The organism is Azorhizobium caulinodans ORS 571 (assembly GCF_000010525.1).
GTDB lineage: Bacteria > Pseudomonadota > Alphaproteobacteria > Rhizobiales > Xanthobacteraceae > Azorhizobium > Azorhizobium caulinodans.
This window is the reverse complement of record NC_009937.1, coordinates 4,981,716-4,995,322: the sequence shown is the minus strand read 5'-3', so window position 1 is coordinate 4,995,322 and position 13,607 is coordinate 4,981,716. Positions and strand designations below refer to the sequence as shown.

Annotated in this window: 11 protein-coding genes and 1 riboswitch; of the genes, 1 reads left to right on the top strand and 10 read right to left on the bottom strand. The window is 67.1% G+C overall.

The window, feature by feature from the left end; translation table 11 throughout:
• Positions 1 to 6 precede the first annotated feature (6 nt).
• From AZC_RS22540 to ugpB, 6 genes are all read right to left on the bottom strand, one after another.
• A complete protein-coding gene (locus AZC_RS22540; RefSeq protein WP_012172919.1) occupies positions 7 to 825 on the bottom strand; it encodes an ABC transporter ATP-binding protein in 819 nt (272 codons plus the stop codon).
• Positions 822 to 1,637 (bottom strand): ABC transporter permease, encoded by an 816-nt coding sequence (locus AZC_RS22535; protein ID WP_012172918.1) that lies wholly within the window; start codon positions 1,635 to 1,637, stop codon positions 822 to 824. The genes AZC_RS22540 and AZC_RS22535 overlap by 4 nt, the downstream gene beginning before the upstream one ends.
• A gap of 386 nt (positions 1,638 to 2,023) precedes the next feature.
• Positions 2,024 to 3,133: a putative urea ABC transporter substrate-binding protein gene (locus AZC_RS22530; RefSeq protein WP_081434083.1), complete on the bottom strand. Its 1,110-nt coding sequence runs from the start codon at positions 3,131 to 3,133 to the stop codon at positions 2,024 to 2,026.
• Between the two features lie 70 nt (positions 3,134 to 3,203).
• Positions 3,204 to 3,313: riboswitch (guanidine-I (ykkC/yxkD leader) on the bottom strand.
• 158 nt (positions 3,314 to 3,471) lie between these two features.
• Complete coding sequence (gene ugpE / locus AZC_RS22525; protein ID WP_043879762.1) at positions 3,472 to 4,323, bottom strand: sn-glycerol-3-phosphate ABC transporter permease UgpE; 852 nt, start codon at positions 4,321 to 4,323, stop codon at positions 3,472 to 3,474.
• 14 nt (positions 4,324 to 4,337) lie between these two features.
• Positions 4,338 to 5,222: a sn-glycerol-3-phosphate ABC transporter permease UgpA gene (ugpA, locus tag AZC_RS22520; RefSeq protein WP_012172915.1), complete on the bottom strand. Its 885-nt coding sequence runs from the start codon at positions 5,220 to 5,222 to the stop codon at positions 4,338 to 4,340.
• A gap of 81 nt (positions 5,223 to 5,303) precedes the next feature.
• Entirely contained in the window at positions 5,304 to 6,602 is a 1,299-nt protein-coding gene (gene ugpB, locus AZC_RS22515; RefSeq protein ID WP_043879761.1) for a sn-glycerol-3-phosphate ABC transporter substrate-binding protein UgpB, read from the bottom strand.
• Between the two features lie 207 nt (positions 6,603 to 6,809).
• Between ugpB and AZC_RS22510 the strand changes: the two genes are divergently transcribed.
• Positions 6,810 to 8,057 (top strand): Hsp70 family protein, encoded by a 1,248-nt coding sequence (locus tag AZC_RS22510; protein ID WP_012172913.1) that lies wholly within the window; start codon positions 6,810 to 6,812, stop codon positions 8,055 to 8,057.
• A gap of 15 nt (positions 8,058 to 8,072) precedes the next feature.
• On the opposite strand, the gene AZC_RS22505 is transcribed toward AZC_RS22510, so the two are convergent.
• Genes AZC_RS22505 through AZC_RS22490 form a run of 4 tightly spaced genes read right to left on the bottom strand, consistent with a single transcriptional unit; the run spans position 8,073 to position 13,531 of the window.
• A complete protein-coding gene (locus AZC_RS22505; RefSeq protein ID WP_012172912.1) occupies positions 8,073 to 9,194 on the bottom strand; it encodes an ABC transporter permease in 1,122 nt (373 codons plus the stop codon).
• A gap of 1 nt (position 9,195) precedes the next feature.
• Complete coding sequence (gene rbbA / locus AZC_RS22500; protein ID WP_012172911.1) at positions 9,196 to 11,919, bottom strand: ribosome-associated ATPase/putative transporter RbbA; 2,724 nt, start codon at positions 11,917 to 11,919, stop codon at positions 9,196 to 9,198.
• The gene (locus AZC_RS22495; RefSeq protein ID WP_012172910.1) at positions 11,916 to 12,905 is read right to left on the bottom strand and encodes an HlyD family secretion protein; all 990 of its coding nucleotides are present in this window, start codon (positions 12,903 to 12,905) and stop codon (positions 11,916 to 11,918) included. The genes rbbA and AZC_RS22495 overlap by 4 nt, the downstream gene beginning before the upstream one ends.
• On the bottom strand, positions 12,902 to 13,531 hold the full coding sequence (locus AZC_RS22490) for a TetR/AcrR family transcriptional regulator (protein WP_052286045.1): 630 nt from the start codon (positions 13,529 to 13,531) through the stop codon (positions 12,902 to 12,904). Before AZC_RS22490 ends, AZC_RS22495 begins: the two co-directional genes overlap by 4 nt.
• Positions 13,532 to 13,607: the final 76 nt, after the last annotated feature.

Sequence of the window (13,607 nt, the reverse complement as noted above, 5' to 3'; positions counted from 1 at the left end):
CACTCCTCAGGCGCGCATGAGTGCCGGGTCGTCCCGGCCGGGCCCCTCGACAGCAACCGGGTCGTCCCGGTCGGGGCGGAAAAGATCAAGCTGGCCGGCCACGCGCGGCGGCCAGACCTCGATGTCGCGGGCGATGGTGGCGCCGAAGCGCTCGCGCTCTTCGGGCCGGTTACGGCGGCGCTCGAAGGCGATGACGCGGGTGGCGAGGGTGAAGGCCTCGCGCAAATCGTGCGTCACCATCACCACCGTCATCTCGCAGGTGTTCCAGAGCCGCTTCATCAACTGGTGGATGTCGGCCCGGATGCCGGGATCAAGCGCTCCGAAGGGCTCGTCCAGCAGCAGGATGCGCGGCTTGCGCATGATGGCCTGTGCGAGCGCAAGGCGCTGCTGCATGCCGCCGGAGAGGGCGGCCGGATATTTGTCCTCCGCCCCGGCGAGGCCCACTTCCGCGATGAGCGCACGGGCCTCTTCCATCGCCGCGCGGCGGGCGCTGCCGAACAGGCGGCCGGTGAGCGGCGCGCGGGGCAGCTCCGCCGCCAGCAGCACGTTGCCGAGCACCGTGAGGTGCGGAAAGACCGAATAGCGCTGGAACACGACGCCTCGGTCCGCGCCCGGCTCAGGCGCGATGGGCTTGCCATCGATCAGCACTTCGCCGCGCGTGGCGGTCTCCTCGCTCAGCAGGATGCGCAGGAAGGTGGTCTTGCCGCAGCCTGACGGGCCGACGAGCGCGATGAAGGAGCGGGGCGCGAACTCGAGGTTGATGTCCTCGAGCACGATCTGGTCGCCATATTCCTTCCAGAGATGGCGGATGCTGATGGCGGTCATCTGGTCCTCCCGCCGAACCAGGGAAAGAGCGCGCGGCGCAGCCGCACAAGGGCGTAGTCCATCAGCACGGACAGCAGGGTGATCCAGGCGACGTAAGGCAGGATCACGTCCATGGCGAGATAGCGCCGCACGAGGAAGATGCGATAGCCAAGCCCGCTTTCCGCCGCGATGGCCTCCGCCGCGATGAGGAAGAGGAAGGCCGGGCCGAGGGAGAGGCGCAGCGCGTCGATGAGGCGGGGCGCGATCTGCGGCAGCACCACGCGCAGCGCCAGCTGCCAGGAGGACGCGCCCAGCGTCTCGGCTTTGATGATCTGCTCGCGCGGCAGTTCCTCCACCCGCATGGCAAGGTCGCGGATGAGGAAGGGCGTGACGCCGATGGTGATGAGCGCCACCTTGGACGCCTCGCCCAGCCCCATGACGATGAACAGGATGGGCAGCAGCGCCAGCGGCGGCACCATGGACACCATGGCGACGAAGGGCGCGAGCAGCGCCCGCACGGCCGGCAGCATGCCGATGGTGACGCCCACCACCAGTGCGATGGCGGTGGAGAGGCCAAGCGCCGTGAGCAGACGATCCAGAGTCGCCAGCGTATCGTTGAGCAGCAGATAATCGCCGGTGCGGGCGTCGGGATTGAAGGCGACGCGGGCGATGGCGTCCGCAATGGTGCCGAGGCTCGGCAGCAGCTTGTCGGCGGGGTTCTCCGCGAGGCGCGCGGCCGAGCCGAGGATATAGGCGATGAGCACGAGCACGAACGGCAGCATGGCCAGCAGCAGCGCTGCCGTGCGGTCCGGCCGGCGGTTGATGAGGCGCATGGGCGTTGCGGGCTCCGGGTTGGGTTTGGCGCCATCCCTATTCGGGAGGGCGTGACAGGCTCCCTCCCCCCTTGCGGGGGAGGGGTGGGGAGGGGGGTAAGACGGGTGCCGCCTGGGATGCGGCCGGTTCGTCTTGAACTCCCTCCATTGGAAGGCGGTCGTCCGAGCCCTGCCGTTTTACCCCCCTCCGTGCCCTCCCCCACAAGGGGGGAGGGTGAAATCGGGGAGGGTGGGCAGAGCGAGCTAGGTTCGCGTCTGGCCCTTAGGGTGGAACGCGCCGTTCGCCGGGCGCCACAGGCTCCCTCCCCCCTTGCGGGGGAGGGATGGGGAGGGGGTAAGACGCTCTCCGCAGATGCGGCCGGGCCCGGCCCCTCCTCCCCCTCGCCTCAGAGCTTGCCGTCGGCGGCGAGGGCCATGTAGGTGTCCACGAAGCGCAGCTTCACATTCTTGGCGTCGCCCAGCACCTTGCCGTCGGGCAGGGCGATGCCCACCGCGTCGGCGGACTTGGCGTTCTCGCCGAGCAGCTTCTTCTCGAACAGGAACTTGCGCACCCGGTCCATGGTGGTGCCCACCGCCGGCGACTTCACGAAGGCGACGGCATCGGCGGCCTTGTCGAACAGCTTGGTGGCCTTGAGCTGGCTCTCGAAGCCGGCGAGGTCGGTGCCCGAAGCCTTGCCCATGTCGGTGCGGGCCTGCTTGCCGGCTTCGCTCTCGGCGGTCATCAGCGCGACGGTCTCGTACCAGATGCCGGCGAGTGCCTTGCCGAAGTCCGGATTGTCGTTGAGCGTCTGCGTATTGGCGACCATCAGGTCCATGATCTCGCCGGGGATCTTGGAGCTGTCGAAGACGCTGTGAGCGCTCTTTTCTGCGAGGATTTCCGACACCAGCGGGTTCCAGGTCACCACCGAGGTCACGGCCTTGGTCTTGTAGGCGGCCACCATGTCCGCGTCCGAGGTGTTCACCACCTTCACGTCGCGCTCCGAAAGCTTGATGCTTTCCAGCGCGCGGGCCAGCAGATAATGGGAGACGGAGAATTCGACCAGATTGACCTTCTGGCCCTTGATGTCCGAGAGCTTGTCCTTGCCCTTGAGGATCACCGCGTCATTGCCGTTGGAGAAGTCGCCCATGATGACGGCGGTTGTGTCCACGCCGCCGGCGGCGGGCACGGAGAGGGCGTCCATATTGGTCACGGTCAACGCGTCGAAGGCGCCGGCGGTATACTGGTTGATGCTCTCGACATAGTCGTTGAACTGCACCACGTCGATCTTGATGCCGTATTTGTCGGCCCACTTCTTCACGATGCCATGGTCGGCGGCATAGCCCCAGGGCATCCAGCCCACATAGATGGACCAGGCGACCTTGAAGTCCTTCTTAGGCGCGGCTTCGGCAGGTGCGGCAAGGCCGGAGACGGACAGCGCCAGCGCGGCGGCCGCGCCGAGCACCGCCGTGCGGCGGGCGATGGACGAGGGAAGAAGCGTCGAAAGCGAGAAGCGCATTGTGTTCCCCTTGTTGAAAAATTGGGGAATTGGCGGAGACTCGCGTGCCACCAATTCCTTGGCCACCGAGGTCTCCCGGGCTTTTATCCCGCCGTGCGCCCGATCCGGATGTCTCCCGGACCGGTGGCAGCTCTCGGACCAGACACGCCTTCCGGCGCCGGAACCCTAGCCACCAACTCTGTCGTCCTATGAAGCAAGCCGCGTGCCACGAAAAAGGTCTGTAGAATCAAGGGTTGGCATATTGCGTTGCATCGGAATGCCGCCCAGTGGCGGGGCATATGTCTAAATTTTAGCCAAAATCGCGTCACATAAGCGCTTTTGCATACAGATGGCCGGCCTCATTTTTCGGTGGCGGTCAGCCCTTCGACGAAGAGGCGCTGCATGAGCAGCACCACCGCCACCGGCGGCAGCAGCGCGAGGATGGCGGTGGCCATGACCAGATGCCAGACCGGCGCCTCCTGCGTGGCGGTGGAGACGAGGCGCTGGATGGTGGTGACGATCGTGTAGTGGTCGGCGTCCGTCGTCACCATGAGCGGCCACAGATACTGGTTCCAGCCATAGATGAAGAGGATGACGAACAGCGCCGCGATATTGGTGCGCGAGAGCGGCAGGAGGATGTGCCAGAAGAAGGCGAGAGGCCCCGCGCCGTCCATGCGCGCGGCTTCCGTCATCTCGTCCGGAATGGTCATGAACACCTGGCGGAACAGGAAGGTAGCCGTGGCGCTGGCGATCAGCGGCAGGATGAGGCCTCCCTGCGTGTTCAGCAGGGAAAGGTCGGCCACCACCTTGTAGGTGGGCAGGATGCGCACCTCCACCGGCAGCATCAAGGTGATGAAGATGATCCAGAAGGCCGTCACCCGGAAGGGAAAGCGGAAATAGCAGATGGCGAAGGCCGAGAGCAGCGAGATGGCGATCTTGCCGGCGGCGATGCCGAGCGCCATGACAAGGCTGTTCCAGAGCATCGGTCCCACCGGCGGGAAGCCCTGAAGGCCCGCGCCCGTGCCGATGAGCCCGGCATAATTGGCCACAAGATCCGGCCCCGGCAGCACGCCGATGCGGCCGGAGAGGAAATCGGCGCCCGGATGGGTGGAGGCGATGAAGGCGAGATAGACCGGCAGCACCATGATGGCGACGCCGAGAATGAGCAGGGCATGGGCGGCCACCGTCAGCCCGCGATCGCGCTCCACCATTCCGTCGCGGGCCATCAGTAGTGCACCTTGCGTTCGATATGGCGGAACTGGATGACGGTGAGGCCCGCCACGATGGCGAGCAGCACCACCGACTGGGCCGAGGAAGCACCGAGGTCCAGCCCCTCAAACCCGTCCTTGAACACCTTGTAGACCAGCGTCGTGGTGGCCCGTCCCGGCCCGCCGCCGGTGGTGGCATGGATCACGCCGAAGGTGTCGAAGAAGGCGTACGTCACGTTCACCACCAGCAGGAAGAAGGTGGTGGGCGCCAGCAACGGAAACACGATGGCGGTGAAGCGGCGGAACGGCCCCGCCCCGTCGATGGCGGCCGCCTCGATCAGCGGGCGTGGAATGGCCCTGAGGCCCGCATAGAAGAACAGGAGATTGTAGCTGACCTGCTTCCAGGTGGCGGCGAGGATGACCAGCAGCAGCGCCTGACGGCCATCGAGGAAATGGTTCCAGGTGATGCCGAGGGCCTTCAGGCCCCGCGCGGCGATGCCGACGCTCGGATCGAACATGAACCAGAACATCACCGCCGCCACGGCGGGCGCCACCGCATAGGGCCAGATGAGCAACGTGCGGTAGAGGCCGGCGAGCTTGCCGGTCTTCTCCGCCGCCAGCGCCAGCAGCAGCCCGAGGCCGAGCGAGAGGGTCGCCACCGCACCGGAAAAAAGGAAGGTGACGCCCACCGCCTCCAGATAGGCCGAATCCTGGAACAGGGCCGCGAAATTCTCAAGGCCCACGAACTGCTTGGAGAGGCCGAAGGCGTCTTCGGTGAAGACCGAGCCGGTGAGCGCTTCCAGCGCGGGCCAGATGAAGAAGACGAACGTCACCGCCAGCTGCGGCGCCAGCAGCAGATAGGGCAGCAGCCGGTTGGGAAAGGTGGCGCGCTTGGCCTGCATGGCGGCTCGGATCAGCTTTCAGGAGAGCGGAGGGCCCGGCCGGACGCTCCGGCCGGGCCATGTGAGTTAGGCGCCAAGAACCTACTGGTTCGCCTTCTCGAAGGCGCGCAGAAGCGTGTTGCCGCGCTCCTGCGCCGCATCGAGCGCCGCCTTGGCGCTCTTCTGGCCGGCGAGCGTCGCCTCCAGCTCCTCTTCGATCACGTCACGGATCTGGGCGAAGGAGCCGAAGCGCAGGCCCTTGGAGTTTTCCGTGGGCGGGTTCAGCGTCATCTGGAGAATGGAGATGTCGGCCCCGGGGTTCTTCGCATAGAAGCCCTCCGCCTTGGCAAAGTCATAGGCGGCCGGGGTGATGGGCAGATAACCGGTCTGCTCGTGCCACCAGGCCTGCACCTCGGGCTTCGACAGATAGGTGAAGAATTTGGCGAGGCCCTTGTACTCGGCCTGCGGACGGCCGGTGAGCACCCACAGGCTGGCGCCGCCGATGATGGAATTCTGCGGCGCGCCCTTCACCTGCGGCCAGTAGGGCATCATGCCATAGCCGAGATCGAACTTGGCATTGGCAAGGATGGCGGCGCGAGCGGCGGAAGAGCCGATGGACATGCCGCATTCGCCCGAGAAGAACTTCGGGTCGGCCTTCGCCTGCCGGCCGCCGTAATCGAAGATCTTCGTCTTCTGCCACTCGGCGAGCTTCTCCCAGTGGCTCTGCACCAGCGGGTTGGAGATGGTGAGCTGGGTGTCGAGCCCGCCCATGCCGTTCTGCTTGGTGCCGATGGCGACGTTATGCCAGGCGGACAGGTTCTCCACATTCACCCAGGAGGGCCACTGGGTGGTGAAGCCGCAGGCGGTGCCGGAGGCCTGGAGTTTCTTGGCCATTTCTTCCAGTTCCGGCCAGGTCTTGGGCGGCGTGTTGGGGTCGAGGCCGGCCTTCTTGAAGAGGTCCTTGTTGTAATAAAGGATCGTGGTGGAGGAATTGAACGGGAAGGACAGCATGTTGCCCTGCGTGTCCGAATAATAGCCCGTCACCGCCGGCAGATAGGTCTTGGTGTCGAACGGCTCGTTCTGCTCGGCCATGAGCTTGTAGACCGGATAGACGGCGCCCTTGGCGGCCATCATGGTGGCGGTGCCCACCTCGAACACCTGGACCAGCGCCGGGTTCTGCTTGGCGCGGAAGGCGGCGATCGCCCCCGTCATGGCCTCGGGATAGGAGCCCTTGAACACCGGAACGATCTTGTATTCGCTCTGGGAGGCGTTGAAGTCGCTGGCGATCTTCTCGAGCTTCTCGCCGAGCGGGCCGGACATTGCGTGCCACCACTGGATTTCTGTTGCCGCCTGCGCGCCCGCGCCGCCCAGCATCACGCCGGCGAGGCTTGCCGCCAGCATGCGCGTCGCTTTGCTCCATACGGTTCCGTGAATGCCCATGTCCGCCTCCCTCTGCTGGCCGCGCCAGCCTCGTTCGTTGCTTGCGAGGAATGCGTGACGCGGCCATGACGTCCCTATGAAGGCCCGATGACGGCCTTACCGCAATAACGAATGGCCTTGATCCCGCGGCGGCGAGCGCGTACCAAGCCCGCCCCTCGGAGATCCCCCATGGCGGCCTGCGGCCTCGATTTCGGCACATCCAACACCACGCTCGGCCTGCCCGACGGCCACGGCGCCGTGCTCGCGGCACTGGAGGACGGGCGCGACACCGTGCCGAGCGCGGTCTTCTATGACCGGGCCGGCCATCCGCGCATCGGCCGCGCCGCCGTGCGCGCCTATGTGGAAGGCGAGGATGGCCGCCTCATGCGGGCGCTGAAATCCGTGCTCGGAACGGCGCTCCTCGACGAGACGACGGCTGTCGGCCGGCGGCGCATCCCGTTCCGCGCCGTGATCGGCGAGTTCATCGCCACCGTGAAGGCCCGCGCGGAGGCCGATCGGGGCGTCAGGCTCGACAAGGTGGTGATGGGGCGCCCGGTCTTCTTCGTGGACGACGATGCGGCGGGCAATGCGAAGGCGCAGGACGCGCTGGAGGAGGTCGCGCACAGCATCGGCTTCTCGGAGGTCTCCTTCCAGTACGAGCCCATTGCCGCCGCGCTCGATTACGAGCAGCAGGTGACACACGAGGAACTGGCGCTGATCGCGGATATCGGCGGCGGCACGTCGGACTTCTCCATCGTGCGCCTTGCCCCTGAACGGCGGACGAAGCCGGACCGGGTGGACGACATTCTCGCCAATGACGGCGTGCGCATCGGCGGCACGGATTTCGACCGCCAGCTCTCGCTCAGCATCGTCATGCCCCTGCTCGGCTATCGCAGCCCCATGAAGCAGCCGGGCCGCGATGTGCCGAGCGCCTATTATTTCGACCTCGCTACATGGTCGGCCATCAACCGGCTCTACACGCCGAAGACCGTGCGGGAGATTGTCGAAGTGAAGCGCGATGCCGCCCATCCGGCGCTGCTGGATCGCCTCCTGAAGGTGATCGAGGACCAGCGCGGCCACACGCTCGCCATCGCCACCGAGGGCGCCAAGATCGCGCTGGCGGAGGAGGGTGAGGCCCGGCTCGATCTCAAAGAGGTGGAGTCCGGCCTGATCGCCGAACTCGACCGCGGTGGCCTTGAGACCCACACCGCAACGCTCGCCGAGCGGGTGGCCCGTCGCGTCGGGGTGTGCCTGGAACAGGCGGGGCTCACGGCCGATCAGATCGATGCGGTCTTCCTCACCGGCGGCTCCACCCGCCTCGCCCATGTGCGCTCCGCCATCCTCGCGGCGGTGCCGAACGCCCGCGTGGTGGATGGCGACACCTTCGGCTCGGTGGGCACGGGCCTCGCGCTGGAAGCCCGCCGCCGCTTCGGCTGAGGGGGCGCTGCCGGCCTATTGCTGCGAGGCCATGAAGCTGCGGAAGCGGGCGAGGCTGAAGGCGAAGAACAGGCCGCCGATGGCGAGCACGGCGAGGAAGCGCGGCCACACCACCTCGAAACCCGCGCCCCGGTAGAGGATCGCCTGCGCAAAGGCGACGAAATGGGTGGAGGGCGAGAGCTGTGTCGCCCACTGCATCCATTGCGGCATGCTCTCCAATGGCGTGAAGCCACCCGAGAGCAGGTTCATGGGCAGGATGGTGAGGATGAACAGCAGGCCGAGCTGCGGCATCGAGCCGGACACCGTGCCCAGGAAGATGCCGAACGAGGCCGAGAAGAAGAGATAGAAGGCGACGCCCAGCAGGAACAGCGGGATGGAGCCGGCGATGGCCATGCCCATCACCCCTTGCAGTACCCCGAGGATGGAAAGCGCGGTCACCAGCAGGATCACCGCGCCATTGGCGATGATCTTGGCCATCATGATCTCGACCGGGCGCACCGGCAGCACCAGCACATGCTCCAGCGTGCCGTGTTCACGCTCGCGGATGAGCGCTGCGCCCGCCAGCAGCACCGAGAGCATGGTGATGTTGTTGATGAGGCCCATGGTGCCGGTGAACCAGGAGGATTCCAGCGTCTGGTTGAAGGCGGCGCGGATGTGCAGTTCCACCGGTGTCTGGGCGCCATTGCCTTCCCGCTGGAGGAAGCGGTTCACCTCCTGCTGGAAGATCTCCGAGATGTAATTGGCACCGAGCCCGGCCTGCATCAGCGCCGTGGCATCGATGAGCAGTTGCACCGACGGGGAACGCCCCGCCAGCACGTCCGACTGGAACTTGGGCGGGAAGTTCAGCACGAAAGTGTAGCGTGCGCTGTCCATCAGCCAGTCCACGTCCTGCGGCGCCAGCGCGACGGGCGTCTGGAAGCGGGGCGGCATCAGGGCGTCGATGATGGCGTGGGACAGCGTGGAATTGTCCTCGTCCACCACGCCCACGGTGGCGCGGTTGAGGTCGTGCTTCATGCCGTTCGCCTGCATGTAGATGGCGGCGGTGAAGGCATAGAGCACCAGGATCAGCATCCCCCGGTCGCGCCAGAGGCTGATGAGTTCCTTGCGGATCAGGGCAGAGAGGGCGCTGAAGTTCATCTCATGTCTCCTGCTTCCTGAGGAGCGTATGGGCGATGAGCAGCAGCGCCGGCCAGAAGGCGAAGCAGACGATGGCGAAGGGCAGCAGCGCCCCGAAGTCGAGCCCCTTGGTGAAGGCGCCAACGCTCGCCCGCAGGAAATAGCTGGTGGGGAAGAGGGTGCCGATCACCCGCGCGCCGCCCTCCAGCGTCGCCACCGGCTGGAGCATGCCGGAGAACTGGGTGGCCGGCATCATGGTCGCGAGCGTGGTGGCGAAGAGGGCGGCCACCTGCGTGCGCGTGAGGGTGGAGGAGACGAGGCCGATGGCGGTCGTGCCGAGCACATAGCCCACCGCCGCCAGCGAGAGGCCGAGGAAGCTCCCCTTCAGCGGCACGCCGAAGATGACGAGCGCCATGCCCACCATGACCAGATAATTGAAGCAACCAAGCGCCACATAGGGCAGCTGCTTGCCCAGCAGGAATTCCAGCTTGGTGACCGGCGTCACATAGAGATTGGTGATCGATCCCAGCTCCTTCTCCGTCACCACGCCGAGCGCGGTCAGCACGGAGGGAATGAAGACCAGCATCAGCGCGATCACCGCCGGCACCATGGCATCGATGCTGCGGAAGGACTGGTTGTAGCGATAGCGCATGGCGAGGCTGGCGCCGGTCGTGACGGTCTTGCCCGCGGCCGCGGCCATCTCGGTGAGGAACTGCGTGTGCGCGCCTTCCACATAGCCCTGTATGGTCTCGGCGCGGAACGGCATGGCGCCATCAACGGTCACCAGCACTTCGGTCTGCCGCCCCGTGCGCAGGTCGGCGCCGAACTGGGGCGGGATCTCGATGGCGAAGGCGATGTCGTTGGATTGCAGCCGCCGCTCCAGTTCCGCCGGCGAGGCGAGGGGCGCCTCAACGTCGAAATAGGAGGAGTGGGCGAAGGTGTCGGCATAGAGCCGGCTTTCCGGAGTCTGGTCGCGGTCGAGCACGGCGAAGCGCACATGGTCCACGTCGAGCGTGATGCCATAGCCGAAGATGAGCATCAGCAGCGCCGTGCCCAGCAGCGCGAAGGTGAGGCGCACGGGATCGCGGCTCAGCTCCACCGCCTCGCGGCCGGAATAGGCCCGCATGCGGCGCAGGGAGAACAGCTTGCGCCGGCCATTCTCGGCCGGGGAGGGCGGCAGGCGCGGCGGGCCGCCGGCGCTGCGTCCCCCCGCCTCCATATAGGCGACGAAGGCCTCTTCAAGGCTCGCGGCGTGCTTGTCTTCCTGCAACTGCGCCGGCGTGCCGGTGGCGATGACGCGGCCCGCATGCATGAAGGAGATGCGGTCGCAGCGGCTCGCCTCGCCCATGAAATGGGTGGAGATGAAGATGGTGACGCCATCCTCGCGGGAGAGGCGCAGCAGATGCGCCCAGAAGCCGTCGCGAGCCACGGGATCGACGCCGGAGGTCGGCTCGTCGAGGATCAGAACTTCCGGCCGGTGCAGCACCGCGACCGCGAGTGACAGGCGCTGCCGCACACCGAGCGGCAGGCTGTCGGCGAGCGTGTCCAGCACGTCTACGAGGTCGTAGTCGCGCGCGAGTTCTGCGATGCGCGCCTTGCCCGCTTCCTCAGGCAGGGCGAACAGACGGGCGTGCAGGTCGAGGTTCTGCCGCACCGTGAGGTCGCCATAGAGCGAGAAGCTCTGGGACATGTAGCCGACGCGGCGCCGGGTCTCCATGTCGTTGGCCCCCACCGGCTTGCCGAACAGCAGCGCCTCGCCGCTTGAGGCGGGCAGGAGGCCGGTGAGCATCTTCATGGTGGTGGACTTGCCGCAGCCGTTGGAGCCGAGGAAGCCGAAGATCTCGCCCTTGCGGATGGTGAAATTGACCGCATCCACCGCCACGAAGTCTCCGAAACGGCGGGTGAGGCCCCTCGATTCGATGGCGACGGGGGCATCATCCGGGATCGCCGCACGGGCCCCGGGCGCGATGTCGCTGCCCCGCGCCTCGGGCGGCAGCAAGGCGATGAAGGCGCGCTCGAGGTCGCCTTCCCCGGTGCGGGCGAGGAGCTCAGCCGGGGTGCCGTCCGCGAGGATCTTGCCATCGTTCATCATCACCACGCGCGGGAAGCGGGCGGCTTCCTCCATGTCGGCGGTGGCGACCAGCAAGGCGAGGTTCGGCCGGTCGGCGCGGATGGCGTCCACCAGTTCCCAGAACTGGCGGCGAGAGAGGGGATCGACGCCCGTGGTGGGCTCGTCGAGCAGCAGCAGATCGGGCTCGTGCACGAGCGCGCAGCACAGGCCGAGCTTCTGCTTCATGCCGCCGGAGAGCTTGCGCATCAGGCGGTCGGCAAAGGGGGCAAGGCCGACGGCTTCCAGCAGCGGCGCCATGCGGGCCTCGGCCGCCTTGGCGTCGGCCCCGAAGAGGCGGGCGAAGAAGGCGATGTTCTCGCGCACCGTCAGGCCGGGATAGAGATTCTTGCCGAGCCCCTGCGGCATGAAGGCGATGCGCGGCTGCACCGCCTCGCGGGCGCGACGGGAGGCGAAATCCGCGCCCAGCGCCTCCACCTGTCCCGTCTGGATGCGCTTGGCCCCGGCGATGAGGGCGAGGAGGGTGGACTTGCCCACCCCGTCCGGCCCCACCAGCGCCATGGCCCCGCCGCCCGCCAGCGCCAGCGTCACGTCGTTGACGGCGGTCACCGGGCCATAGCGGTGCACGACGCCGGCGACGCGGAAGCCGCCGGTTGCCGCCGGGGCTTGCGCGATCATGGCGCGGTCCGGGTCAGGTCGGATTCCAGCCAGCTCGGCCAGGGCGTGTTGGGGTCGATCCGCACATAGGCGACGCCGGTGACGCCGGTCTTCGCCTGTTCCATGTATTTCTGCACCAGCTCGGTGGGGATGCGCACCTTGGTGCGGAACATCATCCGGTCCCGTTCGCTCTGGGTTTCCACCTGCTTGGGCGTGAACTGGGCGCGGGCCGAGATGAAGGACACCTTCGCGGGGATGGCGAGATCCGGGATCGGCTCCAGCAGCAGGCGGGCGTCGGCGCCGAGCCCCACCTTGCCGGCCGCGGCTGCGGGCAGGAAGACGGTCATATACACGTCGGACAGGTCGAGCAGGGTCAGCACCTTGCCGCCGGCCGCCAGCACCTCGCCGGGCTCGGCGAGGCGGTAGAGCACGCGCCCCGACCGCGGCGCGGTGAGCGTGCCGTCCACCACCTGACGGGTCAGGCGGTCCACCTCCGCCTTGGCCGAGCGGATGGCCGCCTCGTAGGCGGCCACGGCACTCAGGGCCGCATTCAACGCGGCTTCCGACGTGACCTTGGCGGTGCGCTGCTGGTCCACCTTCTGCTGGGTGGCAAAGCCCTTGGTGAGCAGCGTCTCGTCGCGCTCCAGCTCCTTGACCGCGAGATCGAGTTCGCCGCGCCGCTGCTCCACCACGTGCTTGGCCTGCTCATAGGAGCGCTGGGCCTGTTCGGCCTGTGCCTGTGCGCTCCGCAGCGAGGCTTCCGTTTCCTGCACATCCATGCGCGCGAGCACCTGGCCCTGGCGCACGAAGTCCCCTTCCTCCACGAGTACGTCCGCGACGCGGCCGGCATATTTCGCCGCCACGTCCACTTCGGTTGCCTCGATGCGCCCGTTGGCGGCGAGGATGCCGGCGGGCAGGGTCTGGCGGTGCTGGTACACATAGTATCCGCCGCCGGCCGCCAGGATGACGATGGCGAGGAAAACGAGAAGCCCGATGCGTCGCGTCATGAAGCTGGCTCAAGTATCTCTGGACTGGAGTGTGGCGCCTCCTCGATGACAAGGGGGCAACTGAGGAGGTGTTCGATGCGCCGGGACAGCGCACTTGCATCGGCCTTGGCGAGAGCGGGCACGGCCATGACCTTGCGCATGACGGCGATGCCGAAGCAGCAGGCCGCGACCAGCGCCACGCGCTCGGCCACTTCCGCCTCCGAGACCGGGCGGCCGCCCGATCGCAGGATGCGGGCGACGGGCTCGAGGAAGCTCTCTTCGCACCAGGCGCGCAGGATGGGGCCTGCGTGCGGATCGGAGACCGAGCGCACGAGCATCTGCAGCGGATCACCCTCGGGGGCCTCCCGCTCCACCAGAAGGTCCTGCGCGATCTCCTGGGCGAGGCTGCGTCCGTCGGTGGACGTCCAGTTCCAGCCGCCGAAGGCCCGCCGCACACAGGCCGCGAACAGCGCTTCCTTGGAGCCGAACAGCCGGTGGACGCGGGCGACGTCGAGACTGGCGTCCGCAGCCACCTGCCTCAGGCCCACCTGATCATAGCTCTGCTGCGAGAAGCGCCGCACCGCCGCCGCCAGAGCCGCTTCCCGCGCCAGATCGCTTCTCTTTGCTGTCGTGCCATGTTCCAACATTGGATTCCGCCCTCCCAAAATCCCCCTTGGTCGCAACACTAGAGACGCCGAACACAACGGGCGTTGACCCAAATCA

Bases quoted from the DNA above. Each gene is read 5' to 3' on its own strand.
- AZC_RS22540 (WP_012172919.1), bottom strand. From the start codon at position 825: ATGACCGCCATCAGCATCCGCCATCTCTGGAAGGAATATGGCGACCAG.
- AZC_RS22535 (WP_012172918.1), bottom strand. From the start codon at position 1,637: ATGCGCCTCATCAACCGCCGGCCGGACCGCACGGCAGCGCTGCTGCTG.
- AZC_RS22530 (WP_081434083.1), bottom strand. From the start codon at position 3,133: ATGCGCTTCTCGCTTTCGACGCTTCTTCCCTCGTCCATCGCCCGCCGC.
- ugpE (WP_043879762.1), bottom strand. From the start codon at position 4,323: ATGGTGGAGCGCGATCGCGGGCTGACGGTGGCCGCCCATGCCCTGCTC.
- ugpA (WP_012172915.1), bottom strand. From the start codon at position 5,222: ATGCAGGCCAAGCGCGCCACCTTTCCCAACCGGCTGCTGCCCTATCTG.
- ugpB (WP_043879761.1), bottom strand. From the start codon at position 6,602: ATGCTGGCGGCAAGCCTCGCCGGCGTGATGCTGGGCGGCGCGGGCGCG.
- AZC_RS22510 (WP_012172913.1), top strand. From the start codon at position 6,810: ATGGCGGCCTGCGGCCTCGATTTCGGCACATCCAACACCACGCTCGGC.
- AZC_RS22505 (WP_012172912.1), bottom strand. From the start codon at position 9,194: ATGAACTTCAGCGCCCTCTCTGCCCTGATCCGCAAGGAACTCATCAGC.
- rbbA (WP_012172911.1), bottom strand. From the start codon at position 11,919: ATGATCGCGCAAGCCCCGGCGGCAACCGGCGGCTTCCGCGTCGCCGGC.
- AZC_RS22495 (WP_012172910.1), bottom strand. From the start codon at position 12,905: ATGACGCGACGCATCGGGCTTCTCGTTTTCCTCGCCATCGTCATCCTG.
- AZC_RS22490 (WP_052286045.1), bottom strand. From the start codon at position 13,531: ATGTTGGAACATGGCACGACAGCAAAGAGAAGCGATCTGGCGCGGGAA.